The 21724-nt window shown below is 63.4% G+C and carries 19 protein-coding genes; 5 read left to right on the top strand and 14 right to left on the bottom strand.

Annotation, left to right across the window (positions count from 1 at the left end):
- Window positions 1–326: 326 nt before the first annotated feature.
- The 14 genes from YU3_RS0118115 to YU3_RS0118050 form a co-directional block, all read right to left on the bottom strand.
- Window positions 327–2231: a hypothetical protein gene (locus YU3_RS0118115; protein ID WP_027167583.1), complete on the bottom strand. Its 1905-nt coding sequence runs from the start codon at window positions 2229–2231 to the stop codon at window positions 327–329.
- On the bottom strand, window positions 2228–3262 hold the full coding sequence (locus YU3_RS0118110; protein ID WP_027167582.1) for a Gfo/Idh/MocA family oxidoreductase: 1035 nt from the start codon (window positions 3260–3262) through the stop codon (window positions 2228–2230). Before YU3_RS0118110 ends, YU3_RS0118115 begins: the two co-directional genes overlap by 4 nt.
- A 2-nt stretch (window positions 3263–3264) precedes the next feature.
- Window positions 3265–4329 (bottom strand): ABC transporter permease, encoded by a 1065-nt coding sequence (locus YU3_RS0118105; RefSeq protein WP_027167581.1) that lies wholly within the window; start codon window positions 4327–4329, stop codon window positions 3265–3267.
- Window positions 4326–5873 carry a sugar ABC transporter ATP-binding protein gene (locus tag YU3_RS0118100; protein WP_027167580.1) on the bottom strand — a complete coding sequence of 516 codons (1548 nt, stop codon included), beginning with the start codon at window positions 5871–5873 and terminating at the stop codon, window positions 4326–4328. The genes YU3_RS0118105 and YU3_RS0118100 overlap by 4 nt, the downstream gene beginning before the upstream one ends.
- Window positions 5870–6520 carry a DUF2291 family protein gene (locus tag YU3_RS0118095; RefSeq protein ID WP_027167579.1) on the bottom strand — a complete coding sequence of 217 codons (651 nt, stop codon included), beginning with the start codon at window positions 6518–6520 and terminating at the stop codon, window positions 5870–5872. The genes YU3_RS0118100 and YU3_RS0118095 overlap by 4 nt, the downstream gene beginning before the upstream one ends.
- A gap of 82 nt (window positions 6521–6602) precedes the next feature.
- Entirely contained in the window at window positions 6603–7544 is a 942-nt protein-coding gene (locus YU3_RS0118090) for a D-ribose ABC transporter substrate-binding protein (RefSeq protein ID WP_027167578.1), read from the bottom strand.
- 243 nt (window positions 7545–7787) lie between these two features.
- Window positions 7788–8615 carry a phosphogluconate dehydrogenase C-terminal domain-containing protein gene (locus YU3_RS0118085; protein ID WP_027167577.1) on the bottom strand — a complete coding sequence of 276 codons (828 nt, stop codon included), beginning with the start codon at window positions 8613–8615 and terminating at the stop codon, window positions 7788–7790.
- Window positions 8616–8724: 109 nt separating this feature from the next.
- Window positions 8725–9765: an ABC transporter permease gene (locus YU3_RS0118080; RefSeq protein ID WP_027167576.1), complete on the bottom strand. Its 1041-nt coding sequence runs from the start codon at window positions 9763–9765 to the stop codon at window positions 8725–8727.
- Complete coding sequence (locus YU3_RS0118075) at window positions 9762–12236, bottom strand: ATP-binding cassette domain-containing protein (protein ID WP_027167575.1); 2475 nt, start codon at window positions 12234–12236, stop codon at window positions 9762–9764. The genes YU3_RS0118080 and YU3_RS0118075 overlap by 4 nt, the downstream gene beginning before the upstream one ends.
- Window positions 12237–12307: 71 nt before the next feature.
- Window positions 12308–13330: an ABC transporter substrate-binding protein gene (locus YU3_RS0118070; protein ID WP_027167574.1), complete on the bottom strand. Its 1023-nt coding sequence runs from the start codon at window positions 13328–13330 to the stop codon at window positions 12308–12310.
- A 303-nt stretch (window positions 13331–13633) separates the two neighbouring features.
- Window positions 13634–13807: a hypothetical protein gene (locus YU3_RS41290; protein ID WP_198021677.1), complete on the bottom strand. Its 174-nt coding sequence runs from the start codon at window positions 13805–13807 to the stop codon at window positions 13634–13636.
- Window positions 13808–13842: 35 nt separating this feature from the next.
- A complete protein-coding gene (locus YU3_RS0118060; protein ID WP_027167573.1) occupies window positions 13843–14964 on the bottom strand; it encodes a WD40 repeat domain-containing protein in 1122 nt (373 codons plus the stop codon).
- 13 nt (window positions 14965–14977) lie between these two features.
- Window positions 14978–15301 (bottom strand): hypothetical protein, encoded by a 324-nt coding sequence (locus YU3_RS41285; RefSeq protein WP_027167572.1) that lies wholly within the window; start codon window positions 15299–15301, stop codon window positions 14978–14980.
- A complete protein-coding gene (locus YU3_RS0118050) occupies window positions 15298–15771 on the bottom strand; it encodes a hypothetical protein (protein ID WP_027167571.1) in 474 nt (157 codons plus the stop codon). Before YU3_RS0118050 ends, YU3_RS41285 begins: the two co-directional genes overlap by 4 nt.
- 570 nt (window positions 15772–16341) lie before the next feature.
- Between YU3_RS0118050 and YU3_RS0118045 the strand changes: the two genes are divergently transcribed.
- The 5 genes from YU3_RS0118045 to YU3_RS0118025 all read left to right on the top strand — a co-directional run bounded on the left by YU3_RS0118045 (window position 16342) and on the right by YU3_RS0118025 (window position 21719).
- Window positions 16342–18009 carry an aromatic/alkene/methane monooxygenase hydroxylase/oxygenase subunit alpha gene (locus tag YU3_RS0118045; RefSeq protein ID WP_027167570.1) on the top strand — a complete coding sequence of 556 codons (1668 nt, stop codon included), beginning with the start codon at window positions 16342–16344 and terminating at the stop codon, window positions 18007–18009.
- 55 nt (window positions 18010–18064) lie between these two features.
- A complete protein-coding gene (locus YU3_RS0118040) occupies window positions 18065–19126 on the top strand; it encodes a 2Fe-2S iron-sulfur cluster binding domain-containing protein (RefSeq protein WP_027167569.1) in 1062 nt (353 codons plus the stop codon).
- 49 nt (window positions 19127–19175) lie between these two features.
- Entirely contained in the window at window positions 19176–20234 is a 1059-nt protein-coding gene (locus YU3_RS0118035) for an aromatic/alkene monooxygenase hydroxylase subunit beta (protein WP_027167568.1), read from the top strand.
- Window positions 20235–20250: 16 nt separating this feature from the next.
- Window positions 20251–20622, top strand: a complete 372-nt coding sequence (locus YU3_RS0118030) for an MmoB/DmpM family protein (RefSeq protein ID WP_006206781.1) — start codon at window positions 20251–20253, stop codon at window positions 20620–20622.
- A gap of 74 nt (window positions 20623–20696) precedes the next feature.
- Window positions 20697–21719, top strand: coding sequence for an amidohydrolase family protein (locus tag YU3_RS0118025; RefSeq protein ID WP_027167567.1), 1023 nt, complete (start codon window positions 20697–20699; stop codon window positions 21717–21719).
- The last annotated feature ends 5 nt before the right edge of the window (window positions 21720–21724 follow it).

The raw sequence follows: 21724 nt of genomic DNA, 5'->3' as shown, positions 1-21724 counted from the left end.
GGCATGGCGCGCCGGACCGCACAGATGCACGGCCAGATGCGAAAGGTTGACGCTACGCGACTGGGCAAGTCCGGCGATCAGCACCGCAAGCGTCACAAGCCGGCTCTTGCTTAGCGAAAAGTGCCGACCTAACGTCTCGATGAGAGCGGAATGAATCAGTGTCATGGACGAAGATCCTTTGCTGAGGAATCTTCAATCCAAACACATCATCCCGTTCTCACCCTGACTGTCGTGTACCGTGAACGGATTCAGGCGACGCGCTTTAAGTCTTTGTTTTGATGCATGTCGTTGTCCCAGAACCGCAGCACACTTCTGGACGACATGCATTAGCCGATCCTGGCTATGGCATAGGCCGGCATCGTCAGGCGCCCCGAAGCCGCGCCTGCGTCGAGCCGGCGCACACCCGCTCCGTCCCAGATCGTAACCGAACCTGCCGCACCCCGAACCAGCGCCGAAGCGTCGACGGGCACGTCGTGCGAGGTGGTGTTTGCCAGCCAAGCTGTGACGGCGCCGGCCGGCGGGCGGCCGGCCAGAGCGGCCACGCGATCGTCGCTGATGCGCACGGCGATACGCGCATGGCCGGCCAGCGCGGCGAGGCCTTGCACAGCGTGGAAGATCGGCCGCGGCGTTCCTTCCTCGGCGAGTTCGCCTGCGGCCGCCAGCACGCCGAACGACCCTGTGAAGCCGGAAAGCGTCAGCATATCCAGTCCTGCCGGTGCCACGCGCGCGGCATAGCCGATCGTCCAGGCGGCAGCGAACAAGCCGGCATGGCGCGGATCGCGGTTGGCCATGGCAATGCGCTGGCCGGCCGGATTGTCCTTGGTCGCACCGCCATATGGGTTCTGCCGCATCGCGATGGTCGAGGGCCCGATGCGATAAGGCTTCGCCCCGTAGATCGCCCGTGTCGACTGGGTGATGAAGGGCAGCGCCTCCAGCGATTGCATGACGCTGAGATCGTCGGCAGCGTGCACGATCGGGCAGGTACAGTGGGTGACGAAATCGAGCAAGCCGGCGGGAACGCGCTTCCGGTTGAGCTCGGTGAAATAGCTGAACATGCCGCCGCCGAGCCGAATGTCGGGGAAGGCTCGGCGGGCGGCGGCGTAGACATCTTCCAACGGCGGACAGGCCGGCCAGGCGCTGCCGGGCGGCGTCGACTGCCGGTCGACGGAAGGCGAGACCGCGATGGCGTCGAGCCGCAGGCCCGCCCGGCGCACCATCTCGGCAACGCCGGAGAGTTCGATGTCGAGATCGCCGGCGCAGGCGAGGACGCATTCGAGCGTCGTCGCTGCCGGGAAAGCGGCAGCGAGCTTGGCATGAGCACGCAAGGCATCCAGGCCGTGGCCGCGTGTCGGGTCGTAATGGAGGACAAGCTGCTGCGGGCCAAGCTCAGACAGCAGCGGCAGCTTGCTCAACGCCGCCTCGACATCTTCCGGATAGATGACCACGCCAACATCGGGCAGCTTCGCCCCGGTCTCGCCGGGCTCGATGCGGACCGGCTCGGCTCCCGGTGCGGCGGCCGCGAACTTCCCGTCGCCCGCGATGCGCAGGGTGATCGTCTGACGATTGGTTTGTCCGGCCGGCAGCACATAGGGCCAGGGCAGCGCCAGCGGTCGCACATAGGTCTTGTAGGAAGCATCGGACCAGTTGCGCTGGTCCTCCATTTCGAACGTGTCGCCTTCCATCCGGCATTCGGCGCTGACGCCTGGACGGACCTGATGGGTGATGGCGCGCATATTCTTGAAGGGCTGCCAGGGGGCGATCAGCAGAGGCAGTTTCGTGTCCATCACGCTGCCATCGGTGTGCTCGACTTTGACCGCGCTGCCGGCGAGGCCGGCGATCGGATGCAGGATGCAGAAGCCGCAGCGATTGGTCTCGAAATCGCTCTCGGGGAGCGCACTGACGTCGAAGACCAACTCGCCACTCGCGGAGCCCTTGATTGCGGCGCGGAAGACGAGCCGGCCTCCATCAGGTCCCTTGCAGCTCGCAGAGTAGCCGACCGAGAAGCTATCGAGGCCCTGGTCGATGACAAGGTCGGTCAGTTCGGGCTCGTAGGTGCCCCAGTCGCGGTCGCGCACGATGTAAGCGATGGCGCGCAGCACCTCGATGCCGTCGTGCCGGATGGTGCGCAGATTGCCGTTGACGAAATCGGCGCTGAGCGGGCCGGCGGCGAGCCGAACCGGTTCGGCGTCGGCCGCGCGCGTGCCGCAAAGGAGGAAGGAATCCTTGGTCATTTGAGCAGGTCGTCGATCAGCACCGGCTGCCGGCTGGCCGCACCAGCATAAGCTGCTTCGACCAGCGCGAAAGTCTTGAGATTGTCGGCGCCGGAAGTCGCCGGTTCCTTGGCCGTCGCCAGGCAGTCCACCCAATGCTTCTGGATCGCCACGACACTTTCCTGAATGTTGTGCCATGGCCGCGAGGCCCAGGAAAGCAGCGGCGGCGAGACGTCGCTCACTGTGGTGCCGCTCTTGCCCGTGACCGTGAGCTGGTAGCCCTGCGCCAGCCGGATGGTGCCTTCGGTGCCGTCGAGCTCGATCAGCGTCTCCGGGAACGGTTCGGTGGCAAGCTTCGTCGCATAGCTGCAATCGATCACGGAGGTAGCGCCGCCTTCGTGATCCATCAGCATCGTCGCCACGTCCTCGCCGGCGATGTCCGGATTGACGCGCGTCGCGCGCGCGGTGAGGCTCGACACGTCGCCCAGCAGGAAGCGGGCGATGTCGAGGATATGGATGCCGAGATCCTCGATGATGAAGCGTTTTCCGCTCGCCAGATAAGGCTGGCCGGAAAACACGTCATAGGCGGAACGGAAGGAGATGCGCCCGAAGAACGGCTTGCCGATCTCTCCGCTGTCGAGCACGGCGCGCACCGTCTGGATCGGCGACTGCCAGCGGAAATTCTCGTGCACCATCAGCGGCACGCCGGCGTCGGCGCAGGCCTTCGCCATGGCCTTGGCGTCGGCAAGCGTCGGCGCGAAAGGCTTTTGGCAGATCGTTGGCACGCCGCTGGCGGCAGCCATCTCGACCAGCGGCCGATGGCTGCCGACGGTGGTGGCGATGTCGACGAAGTCGAGTTTTTCGGCCGCAAACATCGCCGCTGCGTCCGTGTAGCGCCGCGCGAGGCCGAACTGGTCGCCGACGATCCTGAGGCGCTCCGGATCGCGGTCGCAGATTGCGACGATCGAAGCGCCGTCGATATCGCGCCAGGCATGCATCTGGTTGACGGCAAAGAAGCCGCAGCCGATCAGCGCTCCACGCAGTTGCGCCATGGTCAGCCCGCCTTCGCCATCTGCATCAGCGTCACGCGGCTCTGCAGCCGGCGCTGCGCCTGGTCGACGACGACCGCGACGATGATGACGAGGCCCTTGATCACCATCTGCCAGAACGAGCTCACCCCCATCATCACCAGCCCGTCGGAGAGGATGCCGATGACGAAGGCGCCGACGATGGTGCCGCCGATCGTGCCGCGCCCGCCCGACATCGAGGTGCCGCCGAGCACCGCCGCGGCAATCGCGTTGAGTTCGAAGCTCTCGCCCGTCGCCGGGTGCGAGGCCATCAGTTCGGACGAGATGATGAGGCCGACGATCGCTGCGCAGAAGCCGGAGAACATGTAGACGAACATCTTGACCATGTTGACGCGCACGCCCGAGATGCGCGCCGCGCGCTCATTGCCGCCGACCGCGAAGATGTGGCGGCCAAGCGGCGTGTGGCGGGCGAGATAGGCCGCCCCCAGTGCCACAACGACCAGGATCCAGATCGAGACCGGCAGGCCGAGCAGTCTGCCGGCGCCGAGATAGCCGAAGCCGGTGGTGCCGAGTTCCGGCTTGCCGACGAGGTTGGGGAAGGTGCGGCCGTCCGATGACAGCAGCGCCAGGCCGCGCGCGACATAGAGCGTGCCGAGCGTGGCGATGAAAGGCGCGACATTCAGCCTTGTTATCAGCAAGCCGTTGACGGCGCCGATCAAGATGCCGACCGCAAGCGTGATCAGCGCTATCTCCACGACGTTGAAATAGATTGTATAGCCAATCAGCAGGTCGATGCCGTTGAGCACGAGATAGCCGGCGACCATGCCGCACAGGCCAACGATCGAGCCGACCGACAGGTCGATACCGCCGGTGATGATGACGAAGGTCATGCCCATGGCCAGAAAGGCGTTGAGCGCCACGTGCTTGGCCATCAGGATCAGATTGGCGGCCGAAAGGAAATTCGGCGCCGCGACCGAGAAGAACACCAGGACGGCAATCAGCGCGATGAAGGTACGGAGCTTCATAAGCGTCAAAAGCACGGAGCCGCTGGACGCTGATGGCGCGGCGACCTTGGCTGGAATGTCGGTCATCGGCGTTGCTCTCCATGCACGGGTCCATGGCCAAGCGCCGATGCGGCGACGATCGCCGCCTCCGTCGCCTCGGCGCGATCGAACATGCCCGTCAGTTTTCCGTTGCTCATCACCGCGATCCGGTCGGATAGCGCCATCACCTCGTCGAGGTCCGAGGTGGCGAAGAGGATGCCCAGCCCATCGCGCGATAGCTTGCGCATGGTGCGGAAGACGTCGGCCTTGGCGCCGACATCGATGCCGCGGCTGGGCTCGTCCATCAAAAGCACCTTCGGTCCGGTGAGCAGCGCCTTGCCGATCACTACCTTCTGCTGGTTGCCGCCCGACAGCGAGGACACCTCCTGCGCCGGATCGGCGACCTTGATCGCCAGCTCGCGCACCATCTGCATGACGGCCTGCCGCTCGGCGCCGCCACGGATATGGAACAGGCTGACGAATCGCGACAGGCTGGCCAGCGTCAGGTTGCTGGCGACGGAGAGGATCGACACCAGTCCCTCGCGCTGCCGGTCTTCCGGGATCAGCGCCAGGCCGCGCTGGATGCGTCGCGTGGTGCTGCGCTCCTTGACCTGTTTTCCGTCGATGAAGATCCTGCCGCTCGCCTGACCGTGGCGGCCCATGATGCAGTCGAACAGTTCGCTGCGTCCGGCGCCCATCAATCCGTAGATGCCGAGGATCTCGCCGGCGCGCAAGGACAGCGAGACGTGATCGACCGCAAGTCCGCCGGTGACACGCGGCAGGCAGATCTCCTCGGCGCGGAACACCTCTGCCCCCGGGACATGGCCGTCGGCCTTGGCGAAATCCTTGGCGTCGGAGCCGATCATCTGCCGCACGATCCACTGCGTGTCGACGTTGCGCATCTGCTCCTGGCCGGTGATGCGGCCGTCGCGCAGCACAGTGATGTAGTCGCCGATGCGGATCAGCTCTTCCAGCCGGTGCGAGATGTAGACGATGGCGACGCCGCGCGCCTTGAGTTCGGCGATCACCTTGAACAGGATCTCGACCTCCGCCGCGCTCAGCGCCGAGGTCGGCTCGTCCATGATCAGGATGCGCGCATCGAGCGACACCGCCTTGGCGATCTCGACCAGCTGCTGCTGGCCGATGCGCAGGTCCTCGACCAGCATGTCTGGCCTTATGCCCGCTTCGAGCTGTTCGAGGAATTCGGCGGCGCGCCGTTCCTGCCCCCTGTGGTCGATCTTGCGGAAGGCGTTGGTCAGCTCGCGCGTGGCGAAGATGTTCTCAGCGACCGAGAGATTGCCGAACAGGTTCAGCTCCTGGAACACCATGCCGATGCCGCGGCTGACGGCATCTCCGGACGACGAGAAGGAAATCTCGTTGCCGTCGAGCAGGATGCGGCCCGCGGTCGGCCGCTCGACGCCGGCGATGATCTTCATCAGTGTCGACTTGCCGGCGCCGTTCTCGCCGACCAGCACATTGACCGCGCCCTTGCGCACCTCGAAATTCGCATGCTTGACCGCAACGGTGCCGGCATAGACCTTGGAGATGTCTTCCAGCTTCAGGATGACGTCGTGATCGGGCGAGGAACTCATGGCTTTGGCCCTATCTCGGCCTCCGCCGGTGTCACCAGCGGCAGGTCCTGGCCGCCTTCGATCGTGTAGGCGCCGAGCATCTTCGCGGTACGGCCCTCCAGCCCGTCGCGCGGCAGCTTGGACAGTACCGTCTTGTCGGCATGGGCGTTGAAAGCCTTGCCGAACTGGGCGAAGTCGATCTGGTTGGTGAAGTCGTTGAACTGCACGAAATCCAGGCTGTCGCGAATGGCGGTTCCGCGCATGGCCGGCCCGATCTGCACCCGCGCATCCGCGTTGCCGTCGCCGTCGCCGTCGACATCGATGGTCGCCGCGCGCGATTGCGTGTTGGCGGCGACGATCTTGCCTTCGACGCGCACCGCGAAGGTCCATGGCGAATTCGCCTGCTTCTTCGGATTGCCGTATTTCGCGCCGGCAGCGGCCGGATCGGTTTTGGCGAGCGCATGGACCTCGGCAAACGGCCCGGCCTTCTGCCGCAGGTAGGGGATGACCTTCGGAGCCCAGATCTCCTCGACCATCTTGTCGGGATTGAAGGCCGAGCTGTTGTCGCCATCGCCACTTTGCGAGGACGGCGTCGGCAGGATCTTGCAGGCGCTGAGGCTGAGGCCGGCGAGCGCGGCAAGGGTCAGCCAACTCAACTTGTTCGGCATGGCGGTCAAAAAGCACCCGGATGGTGAAATGGAGGCGAGGGACGAACGCGCGTTCGCCCCCCGCAGCTTGCGTCGCGCCGGCTCAGTTCTTGAGCGCGAAGGTCTCCAGCTTGGGAGCATTGTCGCCGTTGATCAGGACGCAGTCCATCAGCTGCTTTTCCTTCTCGGGCGGCTTCTTGTTCTTGATGTACTCGTTGGCCTGCTCGACGGCCATCTGCGCCTGGGCGAAGGCCGGCTGCAGCACCGTCGCCTTGATGCCGCCGGAGGTGATGGAGTCGCGCACGTCGTTCGAGCCGTCGAAGCCGACGACGATGACGTCCTTGCGGCCGGCGGCGGCGAGTGCCGCGTAGGCGCCCATCGCCATCGTGTCGTTGCCCGAGATCACGCCCTTGATGTCCGGGTTGGCCTGCAGGATCGACTCCATCTTGGAATAGGCCTCGGTCTGGCTCCAGTTGGCCGACTGCTGCGCGACCTTCTTCAGGTCCGGATAGTCGTCGATGACGTCGTGATAGCCCTTGGAGCGGATGCCGGCGTTGGTGTCGGACTCCTTGCCGACCAGCTCGACATAATTGCCCTTCTCGCCCATCAGCTTGACGAATTCCTGCGCGCCGAGCTGGGCGCCCTGGTAGTTGTTGGAGACGATCTGCGCCACGGCGACGCCGGTGGCGTTGATCTCGCGATCGATCAAGAATGACGGGACGCCGGCGTCCTTGGACTTCTGCACGGCGGCGACGGTGGCGTCGGCGCCGGCGTTGTCGAGAATGATCGCCTTGGCGCCGCGGCCGATTGCGGTATCGATCAGCTGCGACTGCTTGTTGGCGTCGTCGTCATGGACCAGCACCAGCGTGTCGTAGCCAAGCTCCTTGGCCTTGGCCTCGGCGCCGACGGCTTCCGCCTTGAAGAACGGATTGTCGTGCGATGGCGTGATGATGGCGATCAGGTCCGCCGCATAGGCAGGCATTGCGGTACCGAGTGCGAGCACGCCGGCGAAAGCCGCAAGCGTCATTCTGCGAGTGAGTTTCATGAAGTCCTCCCGTTGAAAAACCTGCCCCGGACGACCGAGGCCATTTTGTCTGAATTCGTCAGGCGGTGCAGGCCGCGCCGCCCGGACCTTGAATGCCCTTGCCGGGCTTTCGTCCGAACCTGGCTGCCGATCCCCGCCGTCCTCCTCCGCTCATCCCAGCAATCCGAGCCTGAACAGCTAAAGCCAACTGGTATGATGAGTCAATCACTAATTCAGGTGATATGTACCTGATAAACGTTCATCTCAGGTGATGCGCTGGATGCTGGCAGCGATCTCCTCCGGCTCGAAGACGCGCTTCCAGTCGTCACGCATCAGCACTGGCTTGCCGAATTCGATGGCCTTGTTGCAGGCGTCCGAGAACACGCCCTTGGTTTCGCCGAAGATGACAGCGCCAAGCACGTTCATGTGGCCGAGCAGGAAGTCGAGCGCCGTCTGGCGGTCGACGCCTCGCGCCACGACCTCGTCGACGGCCTCCTTCATGACGACAAGCAGCGAAGCGCAGACCGTCTCCGAGAGCCCGGGCTCGAGCAGCGCCATCTGCTCGACGGTCACCCGATGCGAGCGCATCACCGGTGCCCAGATGATGCGGGCGATCTCCTCACCCTTGGCGTAGTCCTCCTCCGGGCCCTGCATCAGGGCGCTGACGAAATGCTGCTTGGCCTTGACGCCGCCGAAGAAGTCCTTCTTGGCCGCCATGTCGGTTTCGTCGTTGAAGATCGGCGGATGGCAGGGATGGGTGACGAAGTAGGTGAGGTCGGGGCGCTTGGGCAGATGGCCGGCAAAGGGCGCCGCGGCGTCGAGCACGATCACCATCGTCCCCGGCGCCAGCTTGCTCTCGATGCCGGCCGCGACCTTGCCGATATGCGTGTCGGGAACCGCCAGGATCACCACGTCGGCGCCCGCGAGCGCCTCGTCGACGCCAAGTGTGTCGATGCCGAGCCCGGTCTTCAGCCGCTCCTTGCCCGCTTCGCTGATCTCGACATGATGTATCGTGTAGGGCGACCCGCGAAAGTTGGTCGACAGGCGGTAGCCCATTTTGCCGCCGGCACCGAACAGCGCAATCGTTGTCATCTAACCCTGCTCCTGACGTTCAGACGACGGCCCACGCCAATCGTCATGTTATATACTGGTATGATCACTCTACCAGGATTTGGCAAGAGGAATCGTCTGTTTTTGTCCGTCATTCCGGCCGAGCCGCCGCCGCGTGCGCTTCCGTATTCGCCATCGGGTCCTTGTCGCCGTCCGCGAGCTCGACGGACGCACGCCGCGCCAATGCCTGGCGTCCGGCCAATGCCAGCACGAAGATGACGACGATGCCCTGCACGATGTCCTGGGCACCGGGAGGCAGGCCGATGATCTGCATGGTGGTGACTATGAGGATGAGCAGGATGCTGGCGAAGAGCGTTCCCAGAGCCGTCGCCGAGCCGCCGAAGATCAGCGTTCCGCCAAGCACCACGGCGGCGATCGACTGCAAGAGATAGGGCTGGCCCATTTCGAGGAAAGCGCCGCCGATATAAGCGCCGAGCAACAGCCCGTCGAGCGATGCCAGCACCGAGGAGATGACGAAGGCCGATGCAATGATCGGGCCATTGCGGATGCCGGCGAGCCGTGCCGCGGCGCGGTTTTGGCCGACCGCCGAAAGCAATTGCCCGAACACGGTGTAGCGCAGCACGAAGGCAGTCGCCGCCACGCCGATGATGGCGATGATGGCCATGATCGGCACGCCGGAAATGCGCCCCGTCGCCAGGTCCTTCAGCGCCGGGCTGACGGCGAAGCCCGGTATCGCCCTGTTCGACAGAAGCGTTGCCGTCGCCAGCACATAGCCGGTCGCCAATGTCGCGATGATCGCGGGAATGCCGAGGCCGACGACGAGCAGCGAATTGAGCGCCCCGACGGCAAGGCCGAGCAGGATGGCGGCGAGCACGCCGATGGCGAGGTTCGCATCCTGGCCCTTGACGGTGAGCAGAGCGACGAAGGCGCTGAGCGTGATCACCGAGGCGACCGACAGGTCGATGTTGCCGCGCCCGGTCGTCACCACGAACATCTGGCCGATGCCGACGACCGTCAGGAAGGAGGCCGACAGAATGACGCCGGACAGGCTGGACAGGCTGAAGCGGCTGGTGACGACGGAGAGCACCAGCCACAAGACCAGCACGCCGATCGCCGACCAGATCCAACGGTTGCGCTGCGCCCAGATGCCGAAGCCGGCGAGCGCGTTCATGGCTCGCTCCTGCGGTCGGCGGTCAGGCTGCGCAGAGTGAGCAGCGCGATCAGGATCAACCCTTGCGTGGCGGCGTTGTAGTCGCTGCTGACACTGAGCGTGCCAAGCAGCGCGCCGATCAGCGACAGTGTCACCGCGCCGGCGACGGCGCCCACCGGCGAGATGATGCCGCCGAGCAGCGAGCAACCGCCCATCACCACGGCGGCAACGCTGAGCAAGGTATAGGAATTGCCGGAATTGATGTCGCTCGCCGTGTTGATGGCCGTCAGCGACAAGCCGGCGGCAGCGGCGAACAATCCGGCGATGAGATAGCGCACCAGCGCGTAGCGCGGCGGCGACCATCCCGAGCGGATCATCGCCGCCGGGTTGTTGCCGAAGCCGCGCAGCACCACGCCGAGCGGCAGCCGGTCGATGACGAGCACGATCAGTGCCACGGCGGCGATCAGAACGATCGAAGTCGGCACGAAGCCAAGCGACCAGTTGAAAGGCGCCGACAGCCAGTCCGGACTGGCGCCGCCCGGCGTCGGCTGCAGCGCATAGCCTATGCCCATCCAGATGAAGGATGCGCCGAGCGTGACGACGATTGCCGGGATCTTGCGCGCCTGGATCACGCCACCGAGACCGGCATAGGCGGCGACCGCTGCCGCCAGGGCCAATGCGCCGAGCCAAGGCTGGTCGTAGAGCAGCGTGGCGCTGAGCACGCTGACCAGGCCTGCGAAGGCGCCGACGCCGAGATCGATCTCGCTGCCGCCGACGATGAACATCTGCGCCGCCGTCACCAGCACCAGCGACAGCGCCGGCATCAGCAGCAGGTCGAGACCGAAAGTCGAGGCGACCGCGGGGTTGATCGCGATCATGATGGCAAGCACGGCGGCAAGCCCGATGAACGGCGCCGCATTCACCAGCCGGCGGCCGAGTCGCGCCGCGGCGGTCCGGTTTCGGGTCGTGCTCGCTTGCCTGTCCGTCGATTGCGCGAAAGAGGCGCCGACGATCGCCTGCTCGGTGATCGCCTCGCCTGCCAGCTCCTTGACGATCCGGCCGCCGGAAAAGACCAGCACGCGGTCGCAGGCGAGCAGCTCCGCATCCTCGGTCGTGTGCCAGACCAATGCCCGGCCGCCGCGCGCGACCTCGTTGCAGAGCCGGTAGAAATCCTGCTTGGTAGCGATGTCGACGCCGCGCGTCGGGTCGTCGAGCAGGATGACCGGCGTGTCGGCGACCAGCGCCCGCGCCACAAGCGCCTTCTGCTGGTTGCCGCCGCTGAGCTCGGTGATGTTGGACTGGAAGCGCCTGTCGTCCAGCCGCAGGCGGCTGGCGGCACGCGAAGCGGTGTCGCGGTCGGAAACGACGCCCAGCGCCGGGCGGCGGGCAAGCGCGCCGATGCTGATGTTGGAAAGCACGCTCCACAGCGGGAACACGCCTTCCTTCTGCCGGTCGCCGGAGATGAAGCCTGCGTCCGCATGCCTGGTGACTGCACCGTGCTGCTTTCGGCCGGGGATGAAGATCGCGTGCAGCAATTCCTTCTGCCCGCTGCCTTCGAGACCCGCCAGCCCGACGATCTCGCCGCGCATGATGTCGATGTCGCGGCCAAGCTCGGCCGTCAGCGGTCCGGACAGCCGCACCAGCACGTCCTCGGAGGATGCGGCCGCTACGGCGTGCTGGTGGACCGGATTGGCATCGCCGCCCATCAGCTGCACAAGCTTGCCGATCGAAGCCTCAGCGGCACGGCCCTGCCAGGCCGTGCGGCCATTGCGCAGCACCACGACCTCGGTTGCGATGTCGATGATTTCCTGCAGCTTGTGACTGATGAAGATGAAGGCGAGCCCGGCTTTCGCCCGCTCGCGAATGAAAGCTCTGAGCTGTTTCGAGCGGTCGAGGTCGAGCGAGGATGTCGGCTCGTCGAGCACGATGAGCTTGACGCCGGGCGTCGCCGCGGCGCGCGCGATCTCCACCATCTGCCGCTCGGCGATCGTGAGGTGTCCGACCTCGGCGTCGGTGTCGATGCCGTTACCAGGAAAGACGGCGTCCAGCGCCGCGCGGGCGCGGGTGCTGTAGAGCGCGCGCCAGCCCGGCCGACTTGCGGAATCGCTCGGGGTTTCCAGGAAAAAGTTCTCAGCGACGGACAGGTTCGCGCAGAGCGACAGCTCCTGGTGCACCATGCGGATGCCGCGTCGCTGCGCTTCGCCGGTGTCGTAGCCGGAGAAGGCCACGTCTTCGCCGGCAAAGGAAATCGAGCCGAGCGTCGGCCACATCGAGCCGCACAGGATGCGCATCAGCGTCGATTTTCCGGCGCCGTTGCCGCCGACCAGCCCGATCACGTCGCCCGCGCCGACGGAAAGATCGATCCCGGCATTGGCGAGCGTCGGCCCGAAACTCTTGGTGATCCCGCTGAGCGAGACGACGCTGGGCCTAGCGGCAGAAGATGGCGCCGCGGCTGTGGCGATGTCCTGTGCGACAACGGCGATATGGGACATTCGTCCTCCGGTTCTTCGCAGGCGAAGATCGGGCGCGGCCACAGGCGACGCCCGATCCGTGGCGGGTCGCGTTACTTGCTGAGCAGGTTCTGCTTGACCCAGTCCAGCGAATAGCTCGGGCTGATGATCTGGCCGCCCGGCAGCTTCGCATAGTCCTTCAGATTGCCGGCATCGACGGTCGCCACCGGCATGATCATCAGTTTGGGCGCCTTGGCGCCCTTGAGCAGCGACAGGCCGAGCCAGAAGGCGGCGCCGCCGATACCGGGCGTGGTGTTCATCGACACGGTCTGGTAGCCGTTCTTGGCGTTCTCCTCGGCCCACCATTTGACGAAGTCGGTGCCGCCGCCGCCTTCGATGATCGGCATCTTGTCCTTGTACTCGCCGCCATACTGGACGAAGGCCTGCGCGATGCCGACATCGTCGCTGCCGCCCTGGCCGAGCACGGCGTCGACACGCGGCAGCGAGGGGAGCACGTTGGCGATCGCCGACTGCGCCACTGATGCCGTCGCCTGGCCGTAGACGGTCGCGACCACCTTGATGTCGGGATATTTCGCCAGCACCGACTGCTGAGCGTTGAACATGTCGTTGTCGGGTGCCGAGCCCTTCACCCCGCGCACCTGGATGACGTTGCCCTTGCCGCCGAGCATCTTGAAGACGGCTTCCGCCTGGGCGGCCTTGTAACCCTTGAAGTCGAAATTGAGCTGATAGTTGCAAGGTGCCGATGCGACAGAATCGAAGGAGATGACGATGATGCCGGCTTTGCAAGCCTTCTCGATGACGCCGTTGACCGCGGTCTCCGAGGCGGCGTCGACTGCGAGCACGTCGACCTTCTTCAGGATCAGCTCGGCGATCTGGCTGTTCTGCTGTGCGACCGAGCCGTCGCCGTTCATCACGATATAGTCGGCGATCTGCCCGGCGGCCTTCGCTTCCTTGGCCGAGGCCTCGAAAGCCTCGACCATCTGATGCCGCCAGGTGTTGCCGTAATAGGCATTGGCCAGCGCGATGACCGGCGCGTCTGGTGACGCCATCGCCGGCAACGCAGCGACACCCGTCAGTGCGGCGCCGGCGAGCGCCGCAACGATTGAAACTCTCATGGTTATCTTCCTCCCAACGAACGATCGGCTTTGATAGCCCTCAGCACAGCGTATCTGCTGACGATGACGCTATGTCAGGTACACATTATACCAGCATACCAAATAGGCAAGCGCTTTGCTGGGCGTTTCGCGCGCCGCGCCCTATCGAGATTGACCAAAGGAGTGTCAAAATCAGGCCAATGATATCGTCAAGAAATGGCGGTGCCCGCCGCCTGTCGCACCCATCACGCGCTGCGTGTGGGTGGACGCTGACGCCCCGGTCTTCGGATTTACCCGCCCGAGGAACGGGACAGTCTCGTCAATCTAATTCATCTTCAACCGGCCGCCGCGGTTTTCGGCGATCCAGCGGGCGGCAAGCACCAGTGCGCCCATGCTGAAATCCTTGCCATGCTTGGTCACCATTTCTTCCGACAGTTTGGCGAGCCGTTCGAAAAATTCATCCTTGCTCTTGTCCTCGGGGGTGGGTTCGGTTTGCATCTTGTCATCCTGTCGCTTGCGGTCTGCCTTTGTTGTTATTTGAACATCTGCGATGGAAACGTGACGATAGCGGCGGTGCCGTCGACGGCGCCTACCGCCAGATGCCGCCCATCGCCGGACCAGGCGAGCGCGGTGACCGCGCTGCCCAGGGGCCTGACGAGGAGCTCGTCTCTCGCGCCGATCTGGGCGATGGTGACGCGGCCGTTGGCGTAGCCGGCCGCGATGAGCTTCTTCTCCGGGTGCGGCGCCACCGCCTCGACCAGGACCAGCCCGGCACGGCCTGTCTCCAGCGCGCCCGAGGCTTCGCCGCCAACAGGTGGGGCGGCCATCGACCAGCCGGCGATCCGGAAGGCGCCCGAGGCGAACAATGCATTCGCCGGCTGGCTCCAGCACACCGTGCGGACCGGTGAAGGAAATCCGGCGATGATGTCAGTGCGGCCATCGGCCAGGCTGACCAGGGCAAAACCGCCCGTTTCGAGCCCACAGGTCAACCAGGTGCCGTCGCTACTCCAATGGATCGACAGCGGTCGCGCTGGAAAAGAGATTTCGCGGATCAAGGCAGGCTCACCTTCGACCACCCAGATCGCCAGTCCTTGACCAAGGCCGCAGGCGAGGCGCCGCCCACCTGGCGAGAAGGCAAGCGCGTCTGTTGAGGCGCGGCGTCCCAGTTCCATGGCATCGCCCAGTGCGCGTGCGAGGAAGACATCATGTCCATTGCTGACGGCTGTCGCGTTCGATCTGGCGCTGTGGTCGAGGGCTACGATCGGTCCGTCGATCCTGACCGGGGATGCAGCGACTTCACCGTCGGCGGTCAGATGCAGTACTTCGCCGCCGGTCGCGCCGACCAGAAAGCCGGCATGCGCATAGGCGGCGATCGGCACGTCACCATCTCCAAATGCTGTCGTGGCGATCAACGGCACTGGTGGTTTCTCCCTGGGCCGGATCGCCGCCTGGCCGAGATCGTTGCTCACCCTGATTCGCGACTCCGGCGGCTCGTGGTCCGCGACCGTGGCGATGGCGACGGTTCCGTCCACCGAGCTGAAAGCGACCGTCGAACCGTCCCCACTGAAGCGCAGATCGGCGATCGCCGACGGCCGCTGCCAGCTGCGGGCGAGAAGATCGAACAAGGTCAGGCTCTGCATCGTCGGCTGGTTCATCCTGTCTCTCCCGTCAGTCCTCGTTCGCCGTTGCGGCAAGCCGGCGATCAACCTCATCGACATCGCCTTCCGCCGCGACGATGCGCTCCTCGCAAGCCGCGCATGCCTGCATGATTGCCGCGTCGCTCTCTTCGGCCTCATGCAAGTCCCGCACCAGTTGCTCGCTGGCGCCGCTTCTGCCGATCTCCAACTCCAGGCGCAGCATCTCCATCTCGATACCAGCGCGTTTTTGATTGAGCCGCAAAGCTTTCGCGATGAGCGCCGAGACGTTGGCGACAAGTTCGAGCCGGCGAGCAAGCAGCACCTCACGCCGGGCCGCTTTGGATCCTTGGGTCATTTTTCGGTCCCCAAAGGCCCGAGCGGTTTCTCGAAAGCAGACAGCAGTTTGGGCAATGTGCCGGCCTGCGAATGGAACTGTTTTTCGGCCGTTTCGATGTGGCTCTTAAGCTGATCCCAGATGTCGACGCGGATCATCGATGTCGTATCGCCGGTGAGGCGCTCGATCTCGTCGACGCGAAACTGGCGCGATAGCGAAACGCCGGAAAACACGAAGTCGCGCAACAGGATCGCATGGCTCTCGATGAACAGATGGATCATCGGATGGGTTTCCGTTGTGACGCCTCCGGCGGCTAGTTCGGTCCGGATGAAGTCCTGGAAATGGCTCTGCAGGCGATGTTGGCTCTCGCCCATGAAGCGCATGACAAAGACCAGGTCGCGAGGCATCAGCCTGACAAGATCGCCGGTGACGCCGTCGACCTGGCTGGACATCGGCTCGGGCCGCCCCCGGCTGTCTTTGTCGTTCGCCACGGTCTTTCTCCAGTGCGAGGCCCTTCTGCGGAGCCGTCGCCGTCAAATAGTATATAATAGAGAGGAATTGAATAGACGACACGCAATTTTTCACTTTGCTGCAGATGCTAACTAAATATACTGCAGTTGCGAATGTACGCTAAATATTACATGATGATTTTACAATTGTAAAATAACGTTACAGTTGGTCGCCGTTCCATCTGCCGAAAGAGCGGCGATTTGTCTTTAGCGCCTGCCATAGAGGTCATTCCGGAATTGGCACGGCGCTTGCTTTGTACATTGCCATAAGAAGCCCATCGCGCTTCGACGCGGTGCCAAAAGAACGAAGGAACGGAGGAAGCAGGTCAGGTCCGCTTCGATACGCCCATCGCAAATGCGGTTGGGCGCCGAGAATCCCTGCCAGACGCCTCCAAAACCTTTGCCGCGATCCACTTGAATGGCCGGACCATGAGTCGCGCCTGAACGCGCAACCCTTTGTCGTGCCGTTCGCACTCTCATTTGCGGCGCCGTGCGCCGCTTCATGCCGGGGTCAAGGGACCTGCGGCTCAAACCTGGTGGAGGCTTATGACCATGACGTCTCTGACGCTCAACAAGATTACCTCGCAACGCGGAATCTCCGTCGGCGAGGCGACCAAGAAGATCGCCGATCTCGGCTGGAATCCTTCCTACGTCCAGGAAGCGATGACGTTTCCGACCGACTACAAGATCAACAAGACGCCGCGCGACCCGATGAAGCAGGTTTTGCGGTCGTACTTTCCGATGCAGGAAGAGAAGGACAACCGCGTCTATGGCGCGCTCGATGCGGCATTGCGCGGCGACATGTTCCGTAACGTCGAGCCGCGCTGGGTCGAGTGGATGAAGCTCTTCCTGGCCATCATTCCCTTCCCGGAAATCTCCGCTGCCCGCTCGATGGCGATGGTCGCTCGCATCGCACCCGGCGAGGAACTCAGAACCGGCTTCACCATGCAGATGATCGATGAGTTCCGTCACTCGACGATCCAGATGAATCTGAAGAAATGGTACATGGAGAACTACATCGATCCGGCGGGCTTCGACATCACCGAGGAAGCCTTCGGAAAATGCTACGCCACGACCATCGGCCGGCAGTTCGCGGAAGGCTTCATCACCGGCGACACGATGACCGCCGCCTGCATGTACCTGACCGTGGTGGCCGAGACCGCCTTCACCAACACGCTGTTCGTCGCCATGCCTTCGGAGGCCGCCCGGAATGGCGACTATGCGCTGCCAACCGTCTTCCTGTCGGTGCAGTCCGATGAAAGCCGGCACATCGGCAACGGCCATTCGCTGCTGATGGCGGCGCTCAAGGAGCCGGAGAACCATCTCTTGCTCGAGCGCGACCTGCGTTACGCCTTCTGGCAGAACCACGCGATCGTCGATGCGGCCATCGGAACCTTCATCGAATACGGCACCACCAACCGCGACAAGAACAAGGAGTCCTACGCGGAAATGTGGCACCGCTGGATATATGAGGACTACTACCGCACCTACATGCTGCCGCTCGAGAAATACGGCATCAAGGTCCATCACGACGACGTCCAGGCGGCCTGGGAACGCATCACCAAGAAGAACTATGTCCATAAGGTCGGCCAGTTCTTCGCGGTCGGCTGGCCGGTCAACTTCTGGCGGATCGAAGCCCAGACCGATAAGGACTTCGAGTGGTTCGAGCACAAGTATCCGGGCTGGTACGCCGAATTCGGCGACTTCTGGAAGTGGTACGCCAAGCTCAGCCACAAGGGCGAGAAGGTGCTCCTGTTCAACAGCGACGTCGGTTACGTCTATCCGCACCGCTGCTGGTCCTGCCTCGTTCCCTGCCTGATCCGCGAGGACATGGTTGTCGGCGAGATCGACGGCCAGCTGCACACCTTCGCCCACGAACTCGACAAGTGGACTGCTACCGTGGCGTTCGCCGACGAGTATGAGGGCCGCCCGACGCCCGCGATGGGCCGCTTCAGCGGCAAGCGCGAGTGGGAGACGCTCTATGACGGCTGGGATCTGGCCGATGCGATCAAGGACCTGAACTTCGTCCGCTCCGACGGCAAGACGCTCGTCCCGCAGCCGCATATGCGCTTCGACGACAAGGAGATGTGGACGCTGGACGACGTGCGCGGCAACAAGCTCGGATCGCCGCTCAACGCGCTGCGGGCCATGTCGCCCGCGGACCGTGAGAAGCACCTGGCTGAATACCGGGCCGGCTTCACCATCAATCCCTGCAACTGATCAGGCCAAAGGGGGGGCGGGTTCGTCCCGCCCCTTCCTTTCACGGGAGGTCCGTATGTCGGAAACCCACACGGTCAGGCTCAGCCCGGTCGGCGTCGAATTCGATGTCCAAAATGGCGAAACGGTGCTCAACGCCGCGTTCCGCCAGGGTATCGCGCTGCCGCACGGTTGCAAGGAAGGGCAATGCTCCGCCTGCAAAAGCGTGTTGCTCGAAGGCGAAGTCGACATGCTCAAATACTCGACCTTCGCACTGAACGACATGGAGAAGGAGAGCGGCCACGTCCTCTTGTGCCGCTGCATCGCCTACTCCGATCTGGAAGTCGAGCTTCTCAACTACGACGAGGAGATTTTGGCGAAAGCGATCGCCGTGAAGACGTTCAAGGGCCGGATTGCTCGGATCGAGCACCTGACCCACGACATTCGCGGCATCGAGATCGAACTCGGCTCGCCGATAAAGTTCTGGGCGGGGCAATATGTCGACATCACGGTTACCACGCAAAAAGGGGAGACGATTACGCGCTCGTTCTCCATGGCAAATACGCCGGACGAAACCCAAAAACTCTCCTTCATCATCAAAAAGTACCCTGAGGGAAAGTTCTCCGGAGAGCTCGATTCCGGAGGAATCAGGGTCGGGGCAGAGGTCACCGTTGTCGGACCCTACGGAACCTGTTTCCGCCGGGACGAACGGCAAGGACCCCTGATCCTGGTCGGGGCCGGATCGGGCATGTCACCGATCTGGTCGATCCTCAACGACCATCTCAAGAGCGGCGAGAAACGTCCGGTCTATTTCTTCTACGGTGCCCGCACCCGCAACGACCTGTTCTACCTCGACAGGATCGCCGAGTTGGTCGGCAACCATCCCGACGTCACCTTCATTCCCGTGCTGTCGCACGCGACTGATGATGCCGAATGGCAAGGCGAGCGCGGCTTCGTACACCAGAGTGTCGACGCCAAGCTCAAGCAACTGGCGGTCGACGGGCAGGGCGACGTCCATGCCTGTGGCCCGCCGCCGATGATCGATGCGCTTCAGCCGGTTCTGTTCATGAACGGGTTCGAGACGGAGCGGATCTTCTTCGACAAGTTCACCACATCGGCAGGTGCAGCGCCGGCCCATTGAGAGGCGGCCACGCAACTGTAACCACAACTGCAACAAGGGAGTGAAGACTATGCCAGCTACCTCGAGTTCAGTCGGATCCGGAGCCGCCGGCGCGGCGATCTTTGCCGACTCCGACAGCCGGAAGTACCGGTATTTCGACCCGAAGGGCCAACGTGCCACCCACTACGAAGACATGACGGTGGACGTCCAGCCCGATCCCGAGCGCTACCTGATCCAGGACTGGATCATCTCCTTCGCCGACGGCAAGGGCGCCTATGTCAAGCAGAACACCGCCGCACAGAGTTCCAACTGGCATGCCTTCCGCGCCCCCGATCAGGAATGGGAGCGCACCCACTACCAGCGCCAGTCGAAGATCGAGACGATGGTGCAGAGCGTCATCAACAATGCCCGCAAGTCCGGTGCACCGAAGACCTTCGACAAGGCTTGGGTCAAGATCCTGCAGGCGCAGCTCGGCGCCTGGAAACATGCCGAATTCGGGCTCGGCACCTCGCTGATGCAGGCGCAGCGCTACGGCTACACCCAGATGATCAACAACGCGACGCTGACCAACTCCTCCTACAAGCTGCGGCTTGCGCAGGACATCACGCTCTACCTTGCCGAGATCGGCATGGACCTTCCCGGCTGGGACGACGAACTCGGCAAGAAGACCTGGCTCGAGGACGCGAACTGGCAGGGGACGCGGGAGGCGGTCGAGACCATCATGGGCGCGACCGACTATCTCGAACAGTATTTCGCCATCAACATCGTCTTCGAGCCGCTGGTCGGGGAGGCATTCCGCTCCGGCTTCCTGATGCAGATCGCTGCCGCCAACCATGACTTCATCACGCCTGCGGTGATCTCGGCAGCAGAGGCCGACTACGAGCGCAACCTCGCCAACACGATCGACCTCATGCACCTGCTCGCCAATGACGAGAAGCACGGCGCGGCGAACAAGAAGCTCTTCCAGGGTTGGGTCAAGAAACACGGCGCGCTCGCCGACAAGGCAGCCGTCGGCCTGCAGCCGATCTGGTCGATGCCGCATTCCAAGCCAGTCGCGTTCGCCGATGTCCGCACCAAATCCGAGGAACGGATTGGCCAGATCCTCGGCGAACTCGGCCTCAAGCGCTGACACAGGGAGAAATGTCATGTCACTAGCAGCACGCGACGCAACGCATTCCAATATCTTCAAGGAGATGAAGGACATCACCTTCGAACAGACGATCTCGCATCAGTGCGGCGTCACCATGAACGACTCAGTCGAGGCCAGGGCCATCGCCGAATTCATGGGCCAGAAGCCGGGGGTGACCATCACCTACCAGCCTGCGCTGATCCGTATCGACGGCGATGGCAAGCTGATCTTCAAGATGGACGCGATCGGTGAATATCTCGGCCGAGAGATTTCCGCCGAGACCTTCGAGGTCAACACCTCCACTCACTACGGCCGCATGGTTCGCGTCGACGACAACACCGTGATCCTGTTCGGCAACATGGACGAGATGTTCGAATACATCGAATAGCCGCCAAAAAAATCGGGCGCGCTGCCTGGTTGCGGCGCGCCGATCCGATCAACACGCATCTTGCGGAGGAAAGAATGTTTAGGACACCGGAAGGCAAGGATATCTTTGTGGTCGACGGCCACACTCATTTCTGGGACGGCAGCCCCGAAAATCAGAAAAATATCCACGGAAAGCAGTTCATCGAGTGCTTCTATGCCTATCATACGGGGCTGAGTCCCAAGGACCAGCTGTGGGAGAAGAGCAAGTTCGAGAAATATAGTGCCGACGACCTCTATCGCGACCTGTTCATCGACGGTCCCGATGATGTGGCGATCGTCCAGTCGACCTATCTCAAGGACTTCTACAAGAACGGCTTCAACACGATTGAGCGCAATGCCGAAGTGGCCAAGCGTTATCCGGAGCGCTTTATCGTCAACGGCGCCTTTGACCCGCGCGACGGTGAGAAGGCGCTCGAGTACATCCACTTCCTCAAGGAGACCTATGACGTCAAGGGCGTGAAGATGTACACGGCCGAATGGAACGGCGCCTCCAAAGGCTGGAAGCTCACCGATCCCGATGCCTACAAGTGCTTCGAACTTTGCGACAAGCTCGGCATCAGGAACATCCACGTCCATAAGGGTCCGACGATCATCCCGCTTAGCAAGGACGCCTTCGACGTGCATGACGTCGACTACGCGGCGACGGATTTCCAGGGCCTCAACTGGATCATCGAGCATTGCGGCCTGCCGCGTCTCGACGATTTCTGCTGGATCGCGACGCAGGAAACCAACGTCTATGGCGGGCTGGCCGTGGCGCTGCCCTTCATCCACTCCCGCCCGCGCTATTTCGGCGAGGTCATCGCCGAGCTGCTGTTCTGGATCGGGCCGGAGAAAATCCTGTTTGGTTCCGACTACGCGATCTGGACGCCGCGCTGGCTTGTCGAGAAATTCTGGGCCTACCAGATCCCCGAGGACATCGCCGCGGAACGTGGTGTTCAACTGACCGACGAGATCAAGGAGAAGATCCTAGGCCTCAATGCCGCGCGCCTCTACAACATCGACATCGAAGCCAAGAAGAAGGCGCTCGCCGGCTCGCCCTTCAGCATCGCGGCGGAGTAGGGGCC

It is taken from the genome of Mesorhizobium sp. WSM3224 (genome assembly GCF_000427725.1).
In the GTDB taxonomy this organism is placed as follows: Bacteria; Pseudomonadota; Alphaproteobacteria; order Rhizobiales; family Rhizobiaceae; genus Mesorhizobium.
This window is presented reverse-complemented; position numbering and strand designations above follow the sequence as displayed.

Bases quoted from the DNA above. Each gene is read 5' to 3' on its own strand.
- YU3_RS0118115 (WP_027167583.1), bottom strand. From the start codon at position 2,231: ATGACCAAGGATTCCTTCCTCCTTTGCGGCACGCGCGCGGCCGACGCC.
- YU3_RS0118110 (WP_027167582.1), bottom strand. From the start codon at position 3,262: ATGGCGCAACTGCGTGGAGCGCTGATCGGCTGCGGCTTCTTTGCCGTC.
- YU3_RS0118105 (WP_027167581.1), bottom strand. From the start codon at position 4,329: ATGACCGACATTCCAGCCAAGGTCGCCGCGCCATCAGCGTCCAGCGGC.
- YU3_RS0118100 (WP_027167580.1), bottom strand. From the start codon at position 5,873: ATGAGTTCCTCGCCCGATCACGACGTCATCCTGAAGCTGGAAGACATC.
- YU3_RS0118095 (WP_027167579.1), bottom strand. From the start codon at position 6,520: ATGCCGAACAAGTTGAGTTGGCTGACCCTTGCCGCGCTCGCCGGCCTC.
- YU3_RS0118090 (WP_027167578.1), bottom strand. From the start codon at position 7,544: ATGAAACTCACTCGCAGAATGACGCTTGCGGCTTTCGCCGGCGTGCTC.
- YU3_RS0118085 (WP_027167577.1), bottom strand. From the start codon at position 8,615: ATGACAACGATTGCGCTGTTCGGTGCCGGCGGCAAAATGGGCTACCGC.
- YU3_RS0118080 (WP_027167576.1), bottom strand. From the start codon at position 9,765: ATGAACGCGCTCGCCGGCTTCGGCATCTGGGCGCAGCGCAACCGTTGG.
- YU3_RS0118075 (WP_027167575.1), bottom strand. From the start codon at position 12,236: ATGTCCCATATCGCCGTTGTCGCACAGGACATCGCCACAGCCGCGGCG.
- YU3_RS0118070 (WP_027167574.1), bottom strand. From the start codon at position 13,330: ATGAGAGTTTCAATCGTTGCGGCGCTCGCCGGCGCCGCACTGACGGGT.
- YU3_RS41290 (WP_198021677.1), bottom strand. From the start codon at position 13,807: ATGCAAACCGAACCCACCCCCGAGGACAAGAGCAAGGATGAATTTTTC.
- YU3_RS0118060 (WP_027167573.1), bottom strand. From the start codon at position 14,964: ATGAACCAGCCGACGATGCAGAGCCTGACCTTGTTCGATCTTCTCGCC.
- YU3_RS41285 (WP_027167572.1), bottom strand. From the start codon at position 15,301: ATGACCCAAGGATCCAAAGCGGCCCGGCGTGAGGTGCTGCTTGCTCGC.
- YU3_RS0118045 (WP_027167570.1), top strand. From the start codon at position 16,342: ATGACGTCTCTGACGCTCAACAAGATTACCTCGCAACGCGGAATCTCC.
- YU3_RS0118040 (WP_027167569.1), top strand. From the start codon at position 18,065: ATGTCGGAAACCCACACGGTCAGGCTCAGCCCGGTCGGCGTCGAATTC.
- YU3_RS0118035 (WP_027167568.1), top strand. From the start codon at position 19,176: ATGCCAGCTACCTCGAGTTCAGTCGGATCCGGAGCCGCCGGCGCGGCG.
- YU3_RS0118030 (WP_006206781.1), top strand. From the start codon at position 20,251: ATGTCACTAGCAGCACGCGACGCAACGCATTCCAATATCTTCAAGGAG.
- YU3_RS0118025 (WP_027167567.1), top strand. From the start codon at position 20,697: ATGTTTAGGACACCGGAAGGCAAGGATATCTTTGTGGTCGACGGCCAC.